This is a genomic window from Streptomyces sp. NPDC000410 (assembly GCF_040300305.1).
GTDB lineage: Bacteria > Actinomycetota > Actinomycetes > Streptomycetales > Streptomycetaceae > Streptomyces.
Genome location: NZ_JBEPDM010000023.1, coordinates 16,176 through 34,769, shown reverse-complemented (window position 1 = coordinate 34,769; position 18,594 = coordinate 16,176). Strand labels below are relative to the sequence as shown.

Annotated in this window: 12 protein-coding genes and 1 pseudogene; 8 read left to right on the top strand and 5 right to left on the bottom strand. The window is 70.4% G+C overall.

Features of this window, described 5'->3' with window-relative positions:
• The first annotated feature begins 42 nt into the window (after positions 1-42).
• The 4 genes and pseudogenes from ABT342_RS22530 to ABT342_RS22515 all read left to right on the top strand — a co-directional run bounded on the left by ABT342_RS22530 (position 43) and on the right by ABT342_RS22515 (position 4,169).
• Positions 43-915 carry a carbohydrate ABC transporter permease gene (locus ABT342_RS22530; RefSeq protein ID WP_351576623.1) on the top strand — a complete coding sequence of 291 codons (873 nt, stop codon included), beginning with the start codon at positions 43-45 and terminating at the stop codon, positions 913-915.
• Between the two features lie 171 nt (positions 916-1,086).
• Positions 1,087-1,547, top strand: a pseudogene (locus tag ABT342_RS38255) (glycosyltransferase family 2 protein); the annotation flags it as partial.
• A 246-nt stretch (positions 1,548-1,793) separates the two neighbouring features.
• Complete coding sequence (locus ABT342_RS22520) at positions 1,794-3,194, top strand: CDP-glycerol glycerophosphotransferase family protein (RefSeq protein WP_502965592.1); 1,401 nt, start codon at positions 1,794-1,796, stop codon at positions 3,192-3,194.
• 21 nt (positions 3,195-3,215) lie between these two features.
• The gene (locus ABT342_RS22515) at positions 3,216-4,169 is read left to right on the top strand and encodes a class I SAM-dependent methyltransferase (protein WP_351576617.1); all 954 of its coding nucleotides are present in this window, start codon (positions 3,216-3,218) and stop codon (positions 4,167-4,169) included.
• Positions 4,170-4,274: 105 nt separating this feature from the next.
• Here ABT342_RS22515 and ABT342_RS22510 read toward each other — a convergent pair whose 3' ends face one another.
• Positions 4,275-4,895 (bottom strand): TetR/AcrR family transcriptional regulator, encoded by a 621-nt coding sequence (locus ABT342_RS22510; RefSeq protein WP_351576779.1) that lies wholly within the window; start codon positions 4,893-4,895, stop codon positions 4,275-4,277.
• A gap of 140 nt (positions 4,896-5,035) precedes the next feature.
• Between ABT342_RS22510 and ABT342_RS22505 the strand changes: the two genes are divergently transcribed.
• Together ABT342_RS22505 and ABT342_RS22500 are read left to right on the top strand one after the other, a co-directional pair.
• Positions 5,036-5,926, top strand: coding sequence for an ABC transporter permease (locus ABT342_RS22505; protein WP_351576614.1), 891 nt, complete (start codon positions 5,036-5,038; stop codon positions 5,924-5,926).
• Positions 5,919-6,695, top strand: coding sequence for an ABC transporter ATP-binding protein (locus ABT342_RS22500; protein WP_351576611.1), 777 nt, complete (start codon positions 5,919-5,921; stop codon positions 6,693-6,695). The genes ABT342_RS22505 and ABT342_RS22500 overlap by 8 nt, the downstream gene beginning before the upstream one ends.
• A 119-nt stretch (positions 6,696-6,814) precedes the next feature.
• On the opposite strand, the gene ABT342_RS22495 is transcribed toward ABT342_RS22500, so the two are convergent.
• Complete coding sequence (locus tag ABT342_RS22495; protein WP_351576608.1) at positions 6,815-11,779, bottom strand: NAD-glutamate dehydrogenase; 4,965 nt, start codon at positions 11,777-11,779, stop codon at positions 6,815-6,817.
• 537 nt (positions 11,780-12,316) lie between these two features.
• Between ABT342_RS22495 and ABT342_RS22490 the strand changes: the two genes are divergently transcribed.
• Positions 12,317-12,883 carry a DJ-1/PfpI family protein gene (locus ABT342_RS22490; protein ID WP_351576605.1) on the top strand — a complete coding sequence of 189 codons (567 nt, stop codon included), beginning with the start codon at positions 12,317-12,319 and terminating at the stop codon, positions 12,881-12,883.
• Positions 12,884-13,213: 330 nt separating this feature from the next.
• Here ABT342_RS22490 and ABT342_RS22485 read toward each other — a convergent pair whose 3' ends face one another.
• Both ABT342_RS22485 and ABT342_RS22480 read right to left on the bottom strand, forming a co-directional pair.
• On the bottom strand, positions 13,214-13,876 hold the full coding sequence (locus tag ABT342_RS22485) for an HAD family hydrolase (RefSeq protein ID WP_351576601.1): 663 nt from the start codon (positions 13,874-13,876) through the stop codon (positions 13,214-13,216).
• A 47-nt stretch (positions 13,877-13,923) separates the two neighbouring features.
• On the bottom strand, positions 13,924-14,430 hold the full coding sequence (locus ABT342_RS22480) for a DUF6912 family protein (RefSeq protein WP_351576598.1): 507 nt from the start codon (positions 14,428-14,430) through the stop codon (positions 13,924-13,926).
• A 261-nt stretch (positions 14,431-14,691) separates the two neighbouring features.
• Here ABT342_RS22480 and ABT342_RS22475 point away from each other — a divergent pair, with 261 nt between their 5' ends.
• Positions 14,692-15,126, top strand: a complete 435-nt coding sequence (locus ABT342_RS22475; protein ID WP_351576595.1) for an Rv3235 family protein — start codon at positions 14,692-14,694, stop codon at positions 15,124-15,126.
• 468 nt (positions 15,127-15,594) lie between these two features.
• Here ABT342_RS22475 and secA read toward each other — a convergent pair whose 3' ends face one another.
• Complete coding sequence (gene secA / locus ABT342_RS22470) at positions 15,595-18,420, bottom strand: preprotein translocase subunit SecA (RefSeq protein ID WP_351576592.1); 2,826 nt, start codon at positions 18,418-18,420, stop codon at positions 15,595-15,597.
• Positions 18,421-18,594: the final 174 nt, after the last annotated feature.

The window sequence follows — 18,594 nt, the reverse complement described above, 5'->3', positions numbered from 1 at the left end:
AAAGCACAGCAACATCCGCAGGATCCGAAGGGAGACCCGCCGATGAGCACCCCGAACAAGGCGAAGCAGTCCCTCGGCTCGCGCATCGCCGCCCGCACCGGCGGCGGTGTCATGCGTGTCTTCCTCGTCCTCGTCGGGCTGTTCTGGCTGATGCCGACGATCGGACTGCTGTTCTCCTCGCTGCGCGATCCCGCCGACATCACCGCGAGCGGCTGGTGGCAGGTGTTCACCGCGCCCGCGCAGCTCACCACCGAGAACTACGCCCGCCTCCTCGACAACGAGACCATCACCGGCTCGCTCCTCTCCACGGTCCAGATCACCGTCCCGGCGACGGTCCTGGTCGTCGTGATCGGCTCGCTCGCCGGATACGCCTTCGCGTGGATGGAGTTCCCCGGCCGCGACTGGTGGTTCCTGGCCGTGGTCGGGCTGCTCGTCGTCCCGGTGCAGGTCGCCCTCGTCCCGGTGTCGAAGCTCTTCGGCGAGATCGGGATCTTCGAGACCACCGCCGGGGTGGTGATCTTCCACGTGGCGTTCGGCCTGCCCTTCGCGATCTTCCTGCTCCGCAACTTCTTCGCGGAGATCCCGAGAGAGCTGCTGGAGGCGGCCCGGCTCGACGGGGCAGGCGAGATCAGGCTGTTCACCCGGGTCGTGATGCCACTCGGCGGGCCGGCGATCGCGTCGCTCGGCATCTTCCAGTTCCTCTGGGTCTGGAACGACATGCTGGTCGCGCTGATCTTCGCGGACTCGGAGTCCCCGCCGATCACGGTCGCGTTGCAGCAGCAGGTACGGCAGTTCGGCAACAACATCGACGTGCTGGCGCCCGGCGCGTTCGTCTCGATGGTGATTCCGCTCGCCGTGTTCTTCGCGTTCCAGCGGCAGTTCGTCTCCGGCGTGATGGCGGGCGCGGTCAAGTAGCCACGTACGAGAGACGAGATACGGGATCGGGCGGCGGCCGCCCACCGGCCGCCGCCCACCACCATCGCCGCTTCCGCCGCCGTCTCCGCCGCCGTCAACCGGTCGTCGCCGCCGTCGCCCGATTGCGTAGCCGCCGCGTAACCCGTGTGCCCCGGGGGCCGTTGCCGGGCCATGCCCCGGTTCACCGTCATCGTGCCCGCGTACCAGGTCCAGGCTTTTCTGCACGAGTGCATCGACTCGGTGCTCTCGCAGTCGTACGACGATCTCGAACTGATCGCCGTTGACGACGGATCGCCGGACGGCTGCGCCGCGACCGGCGCGTGCTCCCCCTCCATCTGCCGCACAACACCGGCCAGGGGGCGCCCGGCGCCGCTCGGGGCGCCGGTCTCGTTCACGCGACCGGTGACTACCTGGTCTTCGTCAACGGTGACGACACCCTCGCCCCTGGCAGCCTGCAGGCCATCGCCGACCGGGTCAAGGACGCCGCTGAGCCCGATGTGCTCACCTACGGCCTCGCGCGTATCGACTGGTCGGGCGAGACGACACCCCAGGTCCACCAGGCACACCACGCCCGCGAGAACGTCTCCGAGGCGCCCCCCGGCCCCTTCTCCCTCGCCGACCGGCCCGGGGTGCTGCACCGCCTCGCCGACGCCGCCTGCGGGGCGACGTACCGCCGCGACTTCGTCGAGCGGCACGGATTCGCCTTCCCGCCGGGCCACTTCGCGGACCTGGCCTGGACCCTTCCGATCCTGCTGACCGCACAGACGATCGCCACCCTCGACCGCGTGTGCGCACACGTGCGGGAACGCCGCCGGGGGAACATCCGCGCCACACCCGCCCGCAAGGAGTTCGACATCTTCGGCCAGTACGACCGGGTCATGGCCTTCGTCGACTCCCGGCCGGCGCTGGAGAGCTGGCGTCCAGTGATCTTCCGCCGGATGACCGACCACGCGATGAGCGTGTTCACGACGCCTGGCCGGCTGCCGCGCGGCAGCCGCGCCGCGTACTTCCGCCGCGCCCGCGACCAGTATCGGCGCCATCGCCGTTACCGCAGGTCGGGGGCGGGTTTCCGGGTCCGGGTGAGGGACGCGCTCGTGTGGGCCGGCAGCCACCGTACGTACCGCGCGCTGCTGGCCGCGCGCGGGCTCCGTACCGCCACGGCCGGGCGCGCGGCGGCTGCGTACGCGGCGCTGCGCGGTGCGGCGCTACGGATCCACTACCGCGTCCAGCTCCGCCTCCCCGTCCGCCGGGACCACGCGGTCTTCATGGCCCGCCGAAGGGGCAGCGACGCGGCGGCGATCGAGGCGAAGGTCCGCGAGCTCGCCCCGCACATCCGTACGTCCTGGATCGCGGAGACACCCGACGCTCAAAAAGGGCTGCTGCGCGGCTCGGCGGCGTACTGGGCGGCGCTGGCCCGCTCCGCGTACCTCGTCGGCGACGGCGTGTTCGCCGAGCGGCTGGTGAAGCGGCCGTCGCAGATCCTGCTCCGGACCCATGACGGCACCCCGATCGCGTCGACCGGCCTCGATCTGCGGGAGCGTCCGGCGGCGGCACACGGCGTGGACTTCGAGGGGCTGCTGCGCGACTGCGACACCTGGGACTACAGCCTGTCCGCGAACCGGCACTCCTCGCTGGTCCGGGAACGGGCGTTCCCGTCGTCCTCGTACCCGTCCTCGTACACGACGCTGGAGTACGGCTCGCCGCGCAACGACCGGTTCCGGCGGGTCGGCGACGGCGAGGTCGCCGCGCTGCGCGCGTCCCTCGGCGTCCCGGACGGCTGTACGGCCGTGCTGTACGCGCCCGCCCACCGCGACTACCGCCGCACCCAGCGGCTCGCACTCGACCCGGAACGCGTGGCCCGCGCGCTCGGGCCGGACTTCGTCCTGCTGACGGACCCGCAGCTGCCGAAGAACCCGGAGCTGCTGCTCGCCGTCGACGCGCTCGTCACCGACTTCTCGCCGCTGATGGTCGACTACGCCCATCTCGACCGCCCGATCGTCGTGTACGCCGACGACTGGGAGGCGTACGAGGCGGCTCGCGGCACCTACGTCGATCTGCGGACCGACCCGCCGGGCGCGATCGCCCGCACCGAGGACGAACTGATCGACATCTTCACCACCGGCCACTGGCGCGGATCGCGCTCCGCGCAGCTGCGGGCCGCCTTCCGGGCCCGTTTCTGTCCGTACGACGACGGGCACGCGGCCGAACGCGTGGTCCGGCATGTGTTCCTGGGCGAGACCGACTTCCATCCGCCGTACGCCCACAGCCCTGATCGCTGAGTCCCGAGAGAGAAGACACCCATGTCACAGACGAGTGCACCGGTGCAGTCCGCGTCCACGTCGCAGTCCCCTGCCGCGGACGAACTGCCCCAGCCCGCCCGGCTCGACGACGTCAAGGGCTGGTTCCGGCCGGTCGACCAGCTGCTCTTCGACTGGTTCCTGGCCCACCAGCGCGACCAGGAGCACGCGGGAGACCTGCTCGAACTCGGCGCGTACATGGGCAAGAGCGCGATCTTCCTGGGCTCGTACCTGCGGGAGGGCGAGGAGTTCACGGTCTGCGACCTGTGGGACTCGCCCGCCCCCGACGCGTCCAACAGCGCCGAGATGGACCGCTCGTACGCGACGCTCACCCGCCGCGCCTTCGAGGCCAACTACCTCTCCTTCCACGACGAGCTGCCGACCCTCGTCCAGGCGCCGACCTCGGTGATCTCCTCCCGGGTCCGGGCGGGCAGCTGCCGCTTCGTCCACATCGACGCCTCGCACCTGTACGAGCACGTCCAGGGCGACATCGAGGCCGCCGAGGAGCTCCTCACCCCGGAGGGCGTCGTGGTCTTCGACGACTTCCGGGCCGAGCACTGCCCGGGGGTCGCGGCCGCCGTGTGGGGTGCCGTCGCCACCGCCGGGCTGCGGCCGGTGTGCATCACGGGCACAAAGCTGTACGGGACCTGGGGCGACCCGGAGAAGGCGCGGGAGGCGCTCCTCGGCTGGCTGGAGACGCGGACGGACCTCTGGCACGGGGTGGAGGAGGTGGCCGGGGCCCCGCTGGTCCGGATCGACGGCAGGAAGGCCGTGGCGCCGGCCCATCCGGCGTCCCGCCACCGGCCGGCCGCCGTGGCCCCCGCGCCCGCCGCCGTCCCGGAACAGCGCCCGGCGCCCGCGACCGCGCGCCGCCGCCCGTCACTCGTCCGCCGCGTGGCCCGGGACCTGCTCCCGCCCCTTCTGACCCGCGCGCTGCGCCGGGCCCTGCGGGGCTGACGCGGTGAGGGCGGGGGCTCCGCACCGGGAGCCCCCGCCCTCACTCCCACAACAGCAGCGCATCAGCCGCTCGTCAGCCCATGCCGGCCTTGCCTCAGCCGCTCGTCACCCCCGCGTGAGCCCCGCCACCGCCGCGGCCGCCAAATCGTCCAGGTACCCCTCCGGCAGATCCCCCCGTACCACCACCAGCCGCCAGTACAGCGGACCGATGATCAGGTCCAGGGCCCGCTCCGGATCCGCCGACTCCGGCAGTTCCCCCCGCGCCACGGCATCGCGCACCACCAGCGCGGCCACCCCCTGCTGGCTGTCGAGCAGCGCCGCCTTGATCGCGGCGGAGATCTCGGGGTGGCGGGCCGCCTCGACCAGCAGGTCGGGGATGACCTGCGAGGCCACGGGATGGCGCAGCGCGTGCGAGGCGACTTCGAGCAGGGCGCGTACGTCCCCGTGGAGCGAACCCGTCGCCGGCACGGGCAGCCCCTGCGCCGCGAACGCCGAGACCAGGTCCAGCACCAACGAGAGCTTGGACTTCCAGCGGCGATACACCGCGGTCTTGCCGACACCGGCCCGTCTCGCGATGCCCTCGATCGACATGCGTGCGAAGCCGACCGCCGCCAGCTCCTCGAAGACGGCGGCGCGGATCGCCGCGGTCACGTCCTCCCGAAGCACGGCAGCTCCAGCGGGGGCGCGTCGTGGGGTTCCCGGGTCCCTGGTCATGCCCAGGAGCATACGCAACCCCGTCACGACGAAACGGTTGCGTTGCAACGTTGATCCGTCCTACCCTCCCCGTAGCGACGATACGGATCCGTCCCATCGTCCTTTTCCCCGGCGAAAGCGACAAGCGCGTGTCAGCACCCGTGTCAGCACCCATGTCAGCAACCGCGTCACCGGCAGAGAGCCTCGGCGAGCTGGCCGCCCGCCACGGCCTCACCGTGAGCGGCGCCCGCCCCTCCCTGCGCGCGTACGTCGGCCGGCTGTGGTCGCGCCGCCACTTCATCACCGCGTTCGCCACCGCCCGGCTCACCGCGCAGTACAGCCAGGCGAGGCTCGGCCAGGTCTGGCAGCTGATGACCCCGCTGCTGAACGCCGCGGTCTACTACTTCATCTTCGGAGTGCTGCTCCGCACCCGGCACCAGGTCCCGGACTTCGTTCCTTTCCTGGTCACCGGCGTCTTCATCTGGACCTTCACGTCCAACTCGATCCTGGCCGGCACCCGGGCCATATCCGGCAACATCGGACTCGTACGGGCACTGCACTTCCCGCGCGCCGCGCTCCCGGTCGCCCTCGCGCTGCAACAGCTCCAGCAGCTGCTCTTCTCGATGGGCGCGCTGGCCGTGATCCTGATGGCCTTCGGGCAGTTCCCGAGGCCCTCGTGGCTGCTCGCGGTCCCGGCCCTGCTGCTCCAGGCCCTCTTCAACACCGGCGTGTCGATGGCCATGGCCCGGCTCGCCGCCCGCACTCCCGACATCGCGCAGCTGATGCCGTTCGTGCTGCGCACCTGGATGTACGCGTCGGGCGTGATGTGGAGCCTCCAGTCCGTGCTCAAGGGCCGGGACCTGCCGGAGCTGGTCGTCCTGGCACTCCAGGGCAACCCGGCCGCCGTCTACATCGACCTGATGCGCTTCGCGCTCATCGACAGCTACACCTCGGCCCAGCTGCCGCCGCACGTGTGGGCGCTCGCCCTCGGCTGGGCCGTCCTCATCGGGGTGGGCGGATTCCTGTACTTCTGGAAGGCGGAGGAGCAGTACGGCCGTGGCTGAAAATATCCCCACCGTCGTCGTCGACGGCGTACACATCACCTACAAGGTCAACGGCGCGAAGGCCGGGCGGGGCAGCGCCACCTCCGCCCTGAGCCGGATCCTGTCCCGCAAACCCGCCGCGGGCGTCCGTGAGGTGCACGCCGTCAAGGGCGTCAGCTTCGCCGCGTACAAGGGCGAGGCGATCGGCCTCATCGGCTCCAACGGCTCGGGCAAGTCCACCCTCCTCAAAGCGATCGCCGGGCTGCTGCCGCCGTCCGAGGGCCGGGTCTACACCCAGGGCCAGCCCTCGCTCCTCGGCGTGAACGCCGCCCTCATGGGCGATCTGACCGGCGAGCGCAACGTCATCCTCGGCGGGCTGGCGATGGGCATGACGCGCGAGCAGATCCGGGACCGTTACGACGAGATCGTCGACTTCTCCGGGATCAACGAGAAGGGCGACTTCATCTCGCTGCCGATGCGGACGTACTCCTCGGGCATGGGTGCCCGGCTGCGGTTCTCCATCGCCGCGGCCAAGAGCCATGACGTGCTGCTCATCGACGAGGCGCTGTCCACGGGCGACGCCAAGTTCCAGCGGCGCAGCCGGGACCGGATCGCCGAGCTGCGCAAGGAGGCGGGCACGGTGTTCCTGGTGAGCCACAGCAACTCCACCATCACCCAGACCTGCGACCGCGCGCTCTGGCTGGAGGCGGGGACGCTGCGGATGGACGGGCCCGCGAAGGACGTCGTCGCGGCGTACGAGGCCTTCACCGGCGGCGCCAAGAAGAAGTGACGCGGACCAGGAAGACGTGACGAGGAAGGGCCGACAGGAAAGTGACGCCGAAGGGGGCGCCCACCATGACGGTGGGCGCCCCCTTCATTCACGTACGGATCAGCTCATTCACGTATGGATCAGCCGTGCGTACGCAGCAGCTGGCGCATCGTCCGCATGGCGACCGACAGGTTCGCCAGGTCGAACGTGTCCGAGCTCTGGATCTCCTCCAGCGTCGTCCGCGCCCGGCCGAGGATCGCCGCGTTCTTCTCCTCCCACGCCTTGAACCGCTCCTCGGGCGACGAGGAGCCGTTGCCCACGGACAGCACGTCCGCCGTCAGCGCGGCATGCGCGGCGTACAGGTCCTCGCGGATGGAGGCGCGGGCCATGGACTGCCAGCGGTCGGCCCGCGGCAGCTCGATGATCCGGTCCATCAGCGCGGTGATCCGCAGCCGGTCGGCCAGGTCGTAGTAGACCTCGGCGACGGCCAGCGGGTCCTTGCCGGTACGTTCCGCGATCGCGACGACGTCGAGCGTCGGGAAGGCGGACGAGAAGCCGGCGACACGCAGGGCCAGCCCCTCCGGAACGCCCGCGGCGGTGAACTCCTCCAGCAGACCCTGGTACCACTCCAGGTCGATGCCGCGGAGCATCTTCGGCAGCTCGGCCCAGACCTGCTCGACGCCCGCCGAGAAGAACTCGATGGTCTCCGTGAGCTCCAGCGGCTGCGGCCGGTTGCCGAGCAGCCAGCGCGTGCCGCGCTCGACGAGCCGGCGCGAGTGCAGCCGGATCCGGGTCTGGACATCGGCCGCGACCTTGTTGTCCAGCGCCTCGACGGCGTCCCACACCTCGCTCAGCCCGAAGATCGCGCGGGCCGCGGTCTGCGCCCGGACGATCTCCTCGACCGACGCGCCGGTCTCCTCGCGGAGCCGGTGCAGGAAGGTCGAACCGCCGGTGTTGACGGTGTCGTTGACCAGGACCGTGGTGACGATCTCGCGGCGCAGCGCGTGGCCGTCGACCGCCTCGGGGAACTTCTCCCGCAGCGGCTTCGGGAAGTACGCGTGCAGCAGCCCGAGCAGATACGGGTCGTCCGGCAGGCCGGTCCCGATCAGCTCCTCCGCCAGCGTGATCTTGGTGTACGCGAGCAGGACCGCCAGCTCCGGCTGGGAGAGGCCCTTGCCGCTGTTCAGCAGCTCGCGGATCTGCCGGTCGCTCGGCAGGAACTCCAGCGAGCGGTCCAGCGCGCCGTCCCGCTCCAGCCTGCGCATGAAGCGCTGGTGGGCGTGGAGCAGGCTCGGGGACTGGGCGACGGCGTTGGCCAGGGCCACGTTCTGCGCGTAGTTGTTGCGCAGCACCAGCGCGCCGACCTCGTCGGTCATCTCGGCGAGCAGCTTGTTGCGCTGCTTGACGGTCATGTCGCCGTCCGCGACCAGCCCGTTGAGCAGGATCTTGATGTTCACCTCGTGGTCGGAGGTGTCCACGCCCGCGCTGTTGTCGATGGCGTCGGTGTTGATCCTGCCGCCGCGGCGGGCGAACTCGATGCGGCCGAGCTGGGTCAGACCCAGGTTGCCGCCCTCGCCGACGACGTTGACGCGCAGCTCGTCGCCGTTGACGCGGATGGCGTCGTTGGCCTTGTCGCCGACGTCCTGGTTGGACTCCGTCGACGCCTTGACGTACGTACCGATGCCACCGTTCCACAGCAGGTCCACCGGCGCGGCGAGGATCGCCTTCATCAGCTCGGCCGGGGTCAGCTTCGCGACACCCGCCTCGATGCCGAGGGCCTTGCGGACCTGCGCGTTGATCGGGATGGACTTGGCGGTACGGGGGTGGATACCGCCGCCGGCCGACAGCAGCTCCTTGTCGTAGTCGGCCCAGGACGAGCGGGGCAGCTCGAACAGCCGGCGGCGCTCGGCGTACGAGACGGCGCTGTCCGGGTTCGGGTCGATGAAGATGTGGCGGTGGTCGAAGGCCGCGACCAGCCGGATGTGCTCGGAGAGCAGCATGCCGTTGCCGAACACGTCACCGGACATGTCCCCGACGCCGACGACCGTGAAGTCCTGGGTCTGGGTGTCGTGGCCGAGCTCGCGGAAGTGCCGCTTGACGGACTCCCAGGCGCCACGGGCCGTGATGCCCATGCCCTTGTGGTCGTAACCGGCGGAGCCGCCGGAGGCGAAGGCGTCCCCGAGCCAGAAGCCGTACGCGACGGCGACCTCGTTGGCGATGTCGGAGAACGTCGCGGTGCCCTTGTCGGCGGCGACGACGAGGTAGGTGTCGTCCTCGTCGTGGCGTACGACATCGGCCGGCGGGACGACCTCGCCCGCGACCATGTTGTCGGTGATGTCGAGCAGCGCCGAGATGAAGGTCTTGTAGCAGGCGATGCCCTCGGCGAGCCAGGCGTCACGGTCCAGGGACGGGTCCGGGAGCTGCTTGGCGACGAAGCCGCCCTTGGCACCGACTGGCACGATGACGGTGTTCTTCACCATCTGGGCCTTGACCAGGCCGAGGATCTCGGTACGGAAGTCCTCACGCCGGTCGGACCAGCGCAGGCCGCCTCGCGCGACCTTGCCGAAGCGCAGGTGCACGCCCTCGACACGGGGCGAGTACACCCAGATCTCGTACGCCGGGCGGGGCGCCGGGAGGTCCGGAATGGCCTGCGGGTCGAACTTCATCGACACGTAGCCGTGCGGCTCGCCCTCGGAGTCCTTCTGGAAGAAGTTGGTCCGCAGCGTGGCCTTGAGGACGGTGAGGAAGGAGCGCAGGATCCGGTCCTCGTCGAGGGACGCGACCTGGTCGAGCGCGCCGTCCAGCTCCTCCAGCAGCCCGTCGATCAGCTCCGTCCCGGCGCGCTGGCGCTCGGGGGCCATGCGGGCCTCGAAGAGGTTGATCAGCAGCCGCGTGGTGTGGACGTTGTTGAGGAGGGTGTCCTCCATGTAGTCCTGGCTGAAGGTCGAACCGGCCTGCCGCAGGTACTTGGCGTACGCGCGCAGTACGACGGCCTCGCGCCAGGTGAGCCCGGCGCGCAGCACGAGCGAGTTGAACCGGTCGTTCTCGGCGGCGCCCGTCCATACGGCGGAGAAGGCGTCCTGGAAGCGCTCGCGCGCGTCGTCGGCCAGGTAGTCGCCGCTGTTGCCGGTGGGCAGCGGCATGCGCAGGCCGAAGTCGTAGATCCAGGCGTTCGTACGGTCCGAGCAGCGCAGCTCGTACGGACGCTCGTCGATGACCTCGACGCCGAGCCGGTTGAGGACCGGGAGCACGGCGGACAGGGAGACCTGCTCGCCGAAGCGGTAGATCTTGAAGCGGCGCTCGCCGGGGGCGGCGCCGACCGGCTCGTAGAGGGAGAGCGCGAAGTCCTTGCCGGAGCGGGTCAGACGCTCCAGGTGGACCAGGTCGGCGACGGCGGCACGCGGCGAGTGGTCGGCGCGGTAGCCGTCGGGGAAGGCGTCGCCGTACTTGCGCAGCAGCTCGGCGGCGCGCTCCTCGCCGCATTCGGCGTTGAGCGCCTCGGCGAAGCCGTCGGCCCAGGAGCGGGCGGCCTCGACGAGCCGGGCCTCGATGCGGTCCTTGTCGGCGTCGGTGAGGTGGGTCAGCTCGGCGCCGGGCGCGACGCGCACCACGAAGTGCAGCCGGGTGAGCACCGACTCGGTGCTCATCAGGGTGAAGTCGACGCTGGTGCCGCCGAGCTCCTCCTTGAGGATGCCGGTCAGGCGCTCGCGGACGGTGGTGTTGAAGCGGTCGCGCGGCAGGTAGACGAGGGCCGAGTAGTAGCGGCCGTACTCCTCCTGGCGGAGGTACAGCCGCAGCCGGCGGCGCTCCTGGAGGTAGAGGACGCTGGTGACGATCTCGCGCAGCTCGTCGGGCGGGGTCTGGAACAGCTCGTCGCGCGGGTACGTCTCCAGGATCTGGAGCAGGTCGCGGCCGTCGTGGCTGTTCGGCGAGATTCCGGCGCCGCCGAGGACCTCGGTGACCTTACGGCGGATCACCGGGACGCGGCGCACGGACTCGGTGTACGCGGCCGAGGAGAACAGCCCGAGGAAACGCCGCTCCCCGATCACGTTCCCCGCGGAGTCGAACTTCTTCACGCCCACGTAGTCGAGGTAGCTCGGCCGGTGCACGGTGGCGCGGCTGTTCGCCTTGGTCAGGATCAGCAGCCGGTGCTCGCGGGCCTTGGCGCGGGCGTCGGCGGGCAGCCGGTTGAAGGACGGCGAGACGGGGTGGCCGTGGGCGTCGTCGCCGCTGTGGTGCGGGTCGGAGCGCAGGATGCCGAGGCCGGTGCCGGGCACGGCAGCCAGGGCGTCGCCGTCGACGAGGTTGTACTCGCGGTAGCCGAGGAAGGTGAAGTGGTCGTCGGCGAGCCAGCGCAGCAGCTCGCGGGCCTCGTCCACCTCTCCCTCGGGCAGATCGTCGGCGGTGGGCTCGGCGGGCAGCTCGTCCGCGATCCGCACCGCGGCTTCGCGCATCTTCTCCCAGTCCTCGACGGCCTCGCGGACGTCGGACAGGACACGCAGCAGGTCGGCGGTGATCTGCTTCAGGTCGGCGCGGTCGGTCTCACGGTCGGTCTCGACGTGGATCCAGGACTCGACGTGGGCGTCGTGGGGCAGCTTGCCGGTGGCGGAGCCCGCTCCCGAGCCGTTCGGCTCGTTGCTCAGCACCTCGATGAGCTTGCCGGTGAGATCACGGCGTACGACGACCTGCGGGTGGATCACCAGGTGGATGCCGCGGCCCTGGCGGGAGAGCTCGTTGGTGACCGAGTCGACCAGGAAGGGCATGTCGTCGGTGACCACCTCGACGACGGAGTGGCTGCAGGTCCAGCCGTTCTCCTCGACGGTCGGGGTGTGCACCCGGACGTTGGCCGTGCCCTGCGGGCGGTTCTCGGCCAGCCGGTAGTGCGAGACAGCGGCGCCGAACACATCGACCGGATCCTGGTCGACGAGGTCCTCGAAGGCGGTGTGCAGGTAGTAGCGCTGGAGGTACGCGAGGACAGTGTCCTTGTCGGGACGCTCCCCGCTCTCGGACCCAGTCGGAAGTTGCCCCCCGCTTGGGCTGTGCTCAGCTACCCGGGCAGCCCTCTCGAGCAGCTCGGCCTTGGCTTCGTCCAGCTTGGTCTGCATGTCCTCTGGCTCCTGTCGCGCGCCGTTGCGTGACGTAGGTGAGAAAGATGGCGCAGCGCCACGACGCGGGGTGTCCGGTCGGGGTCGACGCTATGCCTGGGTGAGAGATGACCGGGCCGTAATCGGCCAATGTCGGCAGCGGGCCCGCAAAGCGGCCGCGACGCGGTCCACGATGTCCATGGGGTCCGCAGGGAAGATCAGCTCGCACCCGGCCGCCATGGCGTTCCGGGCGCAGGCCGGGGGCTTCGCTGCCCCCGCGACATATCGCGCTGATCACGGGTCAAGGCTATCGCTCCGCCCCCCTGACCCGTCATGAGCCGTATGTGTACAAAAGAGGGGCCTGAAGTTTGACACTCTGGACAGCGACATATGGCCTCTTGGCAAACGGCCTCGGCAGAGGCAGGTTGACTCCGTACCCCAAAACACCATGTTCCGCCAGAACGACGACATATCGCCACTCCATAGATCTCCACCCCATAGATCGCCACCCACAGATCGCCACTCCGCTTTTCTCCACTCCACCGGGGAGCAGTAGCCATGACTGTGCAGATCCTGATCGTCACCGGCGACGCGGCCGAGTCCCTCGAGGTCCTGTACCCCTACCAGCGACTCCGGGAGGAGGGTTACGAGGTCCACATCGCGGCCCCCGCCCGTAAGAAGCTCCAGTTCGTGGTGCACGACTTCGAGCCCGGTTTCGACACGTACACGGAGAAGCCCGGCTACACCTGGCCCGCCGACCTGGCCTTCTCGGAGGTCGACCCGGGTGCCTACGCGGCCGTCGTCATCCCGGGCGGCCGTGCCCCCGAGTACCTCCGCAACGACCCCGAGCTCCGCAAGATCCTCAAGTCCTTCTTCGACGCGGACAAGCCCGTGGCCCAGATCTGCCACGGCCCCCTCCTGACGGCCGCGACCAACAGCCTCACCGGCCGCCGCGTCACGGCGTACCCCGCCCTCGAACTCGACATGCAGGCGGCCGGCGCCACCTTCCAGGACACCGAAGCAGTCGTCGACGGCACCCTGGTCTCCTCCCGCGCCTGGCCGGACCACTCGGCGTGGATGCGCGAGTTCCTCAAGGTCCTGCGGGCAAAGGCCCCGCTGACCTGACGCCCGCCGGGGTCCGCCCCCACCCGGCCCGTTGGACCGTTGCGGGCGGGCGGCGCCCTTCCAGCCCGTCCGGCGTTTGAGAACGGAACACCGGCCCACATGACGAGTGCGGCGCCGTTCCAGCCCGTCCGGCGCTTGAGGACGGACACACCGGCCCACATGACGAGTGCGGGGCTCTTGAGCGGCCGGACAGCTTGCCGCCGCCGTCCACCCGACCCGTGTGCCCGTCCTCGAAGCCTGCCGGGCTCGGGTGGCGCGGCGACCCGCGCCGGGCCACCCCGCACCCGCACCCGCACCCACGCCCACGCCCACGCCCACGCCCGGCAGGGCCTACGCGGCCAGCTCCTCCGCGACCGCGACCGCCTCCGCCAGGGTGTCGACCACCGGCACCCCCGCCGACGCCAGGCTCGCCCTGCTGTGCGAGCCCCCGGTGTAGAGCACCGCCTTCGCCCCCACGTGCGCCGCGGCCACCGCGTCGTCCACCGCGTCGCCGATCACCACGATCCGCTCGGCCGGGACACCCTCCAGCGCGGCGAGATGGCGCACCATGTGCTCCGTCTTCCCCGCGTGCGACGCGCCGATCCGGCCGTCGACCCGCACGAAGCGTTCCTCGATGCCGTGCCGCCGCACGATCGGTATCAGCCGGTCGTGCGGGGCCAGCGACAGCAGCGACTGCGTACTCCCCGACGCCTGCCTCGCGGCGAGCAACTCCGCCGCGCCCGCGGTGAGCCCGCACCCGTCGGCCCGCACCCAGTAGTGCTTGTGGAACACCGCGTCCATGACCGCCCACTCCTCGTCCGTGGGCAGCCGGCCCATGAGCCGCTCGTAGAACAGCGGCACGGGCACGCAGTACAGCTCCCGATACCGCTCGAGCGTGATCGAATCCAGGCCTATCTCCGCGAACGACGCGTTCGTCGCCTCGATGACCGCGTGGATGTCATCGAGCAGTGTGCCGTTCCAGTCCCAGACCAGATGCGCGCTGTGTTTCCCCATGCCAAGCAACGGTACCGGCCGGGTGCGACAACGAGCCGGTCGTCGCCTCAGCCGACGAGGCCGGGAATCTCCTGGACCCCGTACCAGAGCAGCTCATGGTCCTCGGCGCCGTCCACCACGAACTGCGCGTCGTCGTCCCCGTGGTCCGCCGCGCCCAGCGCGTCCGCCGCCGCGGCCACATCGCCCTCCGCCTCCCCGGAGTCCACGTGCACCGACGCCGCCTTTGCCAGCGGCACCGCGGACGCGATCCGCACCTCGCCGAGCGACGCGGACCCGAGCCCCTGCCCGGGGTCGGCGGTCGCGGCCCCGTCCGGTACGTCGACGGCGACGACGACCCGCCGCCGCACCGCCCCGGGGTCCCCGGCGAGCAACCGCAGTGACGCCGCCGCGGCCCTGCTGAGGGCGGCGTACTCGAGCTCCTCGATGTCGTCGGAGACGTACCACTCGCGCAGCGCCGGCGTCACCGCGTAGGCGGTCAGCGGGCCGGGGCCCAGTTCGCCCGCCTTGTGCGCCTCTGCGAGACCGGGAAGGGTCAGGGGTACGTAGACGCGCATGACTGGCCGCTTTCGTCGTCGGGTGAACACCTAAGGATACGTGGGGAGTCCCCTTTCGGGGTGCCCGTGTCCACGCCCCGCGGCGTACACACGGAGCCCTTCTCGCCCCCGTCCCGCGAGCCCTGACGGGCCTCGGGCCACCCGGATAGGTGATCTTCGAGGGCCGCCGCCGCAGGCTCCGGCGGCTCTTGCGGCCCCCTCCGCTCGCCCCGTACAAGATCCCCACCAAAAGTTACTTGTGGGTATCGGAGGGTGACAGCCATGGACAACGCAACGGCCAGGACCAGGCCCGGGGGCCGCCGCGACAGCCGCGGGCCCGCCCGCGGACCCCACCGCACCGCACCGCCCGCCGGAGGCCGCTCCCGGCTCCCCCGCTACTGGTTCGCCGAGCGCCTCCTCTCGGTGCTCAGCGGCACCCGCCCGGTCCACTGGATGCTCGGCCACACCATCGGTGACGCGTACGAACACCTCGTCCACCTCGCGCCCGGCACCCCGTTGCGTACGAACGGTCTGCGTCCCGTCGTACGCCACTGCGACCAGTACGTCCCCCGTCCCGGCGTCATCGAGGCCTTCGCCCGCATCGCCGCCGGCGACCAGGTCCGCGCCATGGCCTTCCGCCTGGAACAGGGCGCCGACCTCCGCTGGCGCTGCGCGGCCGTGGAACTGGGCGGCGAACGCATCTTGGTGGACGCATGACCGCCAAGCCCGCCTGCAGAGCCCCGCCGACGTTTCGAGGCGCACTCCAGCCGCACGGGCGCTTGAGACGCCCCCTCAGCCCCGCCGGCGTGCTTGAGGCGCCCCCTCAGCCCCGCCGGCGTGCTTGAGGCGCCCCCTCAGCCCCGCCGGCGTTCGAGGCGCACCTTCAGCCCCGCCGGCGTTTGAGGCGCGGGGTCCGGGGCAGCGCCCCGGCGGGGGTCCGGGGGCGGAGCCCCGTAAACGGGGTCTGGGGCGGAGCCCCCCACGCGGCGGAGCCGCAAATCGACACAGCCGGGAAGGGGCGGGGCGGGGGCTGTATCCGATATGCGGCTCCGCCGCGTGGGCCCGCCGCAGGCGCCCACGCCCCCACCACCCCCACACACGCCCGTGGGGCCGGCGCACCTCCCGGTGCCCGGCCCCACGGTCATCAGCTCACGCGCCACGCAGCGGCCACGCGGCCCGCCGCGGCTACTTCTTGCGCCGCCGCCCACCCGTACTCTTCTGCGCCTTGCGCCGCTCCGCCCGCGTCATCCCGTCCGCCCCGGACGCCCGCGACTCCCCGTCGTCACTGACGAAGTCGCCCTCGACGATCCCGCCGTCGCCGTCCACCTTGGGTGCCGAGAAGTGCAGCCGGTCCGGCCGCTGCGGCGCGTCCAGCCCCTTCGCGCGGATCTCCGGGCGCGCGGCACCCGCCGGCACCGCGTCCTCCTTCTGCAGCGAGGTCTTCTCGGCCGCGTCCTGGACAGGGATCTCCTCGACCTGCTGCTCGACCTGGACCTCCAGGTTGAACAGGTAGCCGACGGACTCCTCCTTGATGCCCTCCATCATCGCGGTGAACATGTCGAAGCCCTCGCGCTGGTACTCCACGAGCGGGTCCTTCTGGGCCATCGCCCGCAGGCCGATGCCCTCCTGGAGGTAGTCCATCTCGTAGAGGTGCTCGCGCCACTTGCGGTCCAGCACGGACAGCACCACGCGCCGCTCAAGCTCACGCATGATGTCCGAGCCGAGCTGCTTCTCACGCTCGTCGTACTGCTGGTGGATGTCGTCCTTGATGGACTCGGCGATGAACTCGGCCGTGATCCCGGCGCGGTCGCCCGCCGCCTCCTCCAGCTCATCGATGGTGGCCTTGACCGGGTAGAGCTGCTTGAACGCGCCCCACAGCCGCTCGAGGTCCCACTCCTCCGCGAAGCCCTCGACGGTCTCCGCCTGGATGTACGCGTCGATCGTGTCGTCCATGAAGTGGCGCACCTGCTCGTGCAGGTCCTCGCCCTCCAGGACCCGGCGCCGCTCGCCGTAGATGACCTCGCGCTGGCGGTTGAGCACCTCGTCGTACTTCAGGACGTTCTTACGCGTCTCGAAGTTCTGCTGCTCGACCTGCGACTGGGCGGAGGCGATGGCCCGCGTGACCATCTTGTTCTCGATCGGGACGTCGTCCGGGACGTTCGCCATGGCCATGACCCGCTCGACCATCTGCGCCTTGAACAGCCTCATCAGGTCGTCGCCGAGCGACAGGTAGAAGCGGGACTCGCCCGGGTCGCCCTGACGGCCGGAACGACCGCGCAGCTGGTTGTCGATACGCCGCGACTCGTGGCGCTCGGTGCCCAGCACGTACAGCCCGCCGAGGTCCTTGACCTCCTCGAACTCGGCCTTCACGGCCGCCTCGGCGCGCTCCAGCGCCTCCGGCAGCGCGGCCGCCCACTCCTCGACGTGCTCGACCGGGTCCAGGCCCCGCTGGCGCAGCTCCGCCTCGGCGAGGTCGTCGGGGTTGCCGCCGAGCTTGATGTCGGTACCGCGGCCCGCCATGTTCGTCGCGACCGTGACGGCGCCCTTGCGGCCCGCCTGGGCAACGATGACGGCCTCACGGTCGTGCTGCTTGGCGTTGAGGACCTCGTGCTGGATGCCGCGCTTGTTCAGCTGCTGCGACAGGTACTCGGACTTCTCGACCGACGTCGTACCGACGAGGATCGGCTGGCCCTTCTCGTGCTTCTCCGCGATGTCGTCGACGACCGCCGCGAACTTGGCGACCTCGGTGCGGTAGATCAGGTCCGACTGGTCCTTGCGGACCATCGGCCGGTTCGTGGGGATCGGGACGACGCCCAGCTTGTAGATCTGGTGGAACTCGGCGGCCTCCGTCATGGCCGTACCGGTCATTCCGGAGAGCTTGCCGTAGAGGCGGAAGAAGTTCTGCAGGGTGATCGTGGCGAGTGTCTGGTTCTCGTCCTTGATGTCCACCCCTTCCTTCGCCTCGATCGCCTGGTGCATGCCCTCGTTGTAGCGGCGGCCGGCGAGGATACGGCCGGTGTGCTCGTCGACGATCATGACTTCGCCGTCGATGACGACGTAGTCCTTGTCCTTCTTGAACAGTTCCTTGGCCTTGATGGCGTTGTTCAGGTAACCCACGAGCGGGGTGTTCACCGACTCGTAGAGGTTGTCGATGCCCAGCCAGTCCTCGACCTTCGCGACACCCGCCTCGTGGATGGCGACGGTCCGCTTCTTCTCGTCGACCTCGTAGTCGCCGGTCTCCTCGATGCCCTTGAGCGTGTTGCCCGCCTCACCCTTGGTGAGGCGTGTGACCAGCTTGGCGAAGTCGCCGTACCACTTGGTGGCCTGGTCGGCCGGGCCGGAGATGATCAGCGGCGTACGGGCCTCGTCGACGAGGATCGAGTCGACCTCGTCGACCACGGCGAAGTTGTGGCCGCGCTGAACCAGCTCGTCCTTCGACCACGCCATGTTGTCGCGCAGGTAGTCGAAGCCGAACTCGTTGTTCGTGCCGTAGGTGATGTCGCAGCCGTACTGCTCGCGGCGCTGCGCCGGGGTCATGTTGGCCAGAATGCAGCCGACGGTCAGGCCCAGGAACTTGTGGACCCGGCCCATGAGCTCGGAGTCGCGCTCCGCGAGGTAGTCGTTGACCGTGATCAGGTGGACGCCCTTGCCGGACAGCGCGTTCAGATACGTAGGCAGGGTGCCGACGAGGGTCTTGCCCTCACCGGTCTTCATCTCGGCGACATAGCCGAGGTGCAGCGCGGCGCCGCCCATCAGCTGGACGTCGTAGTGGCGCTGGCCGAGTACCCGCTTGGCGGCTTCGCGGACGGTCGCGAAGGCCTCGGGCAGCAGGTCGTCGAGGCTCTCACCGTCGGCGTAGCGCTGCTTGTACTCATCGGTGAGCGCCCGCAACTCGGCGTCGGAGAGGTTGACGAAGTCCTCTTCGAGGGAGTTGACCTGGTCCGCGATGCGGTGCAGTTTGCGCAGGATCTTGCCTTCGCCTGCACGCATGAGCTTGTTGAAGACGGACACTGAGGCTGGTCTCCTTGCCGGTCGGGCCTGGCACTGGGTCGTGTGATGGACACTGGCGCGGGCACGGCAGGTGGACCCCACCGCAACGGCCATCGTAAGCGAGGACCCCGTCACGCCGGGAGGTCCGCCGGTATACACCGCCGATGCCGCGGCCCACTGTCGCCCTCAAGGGAC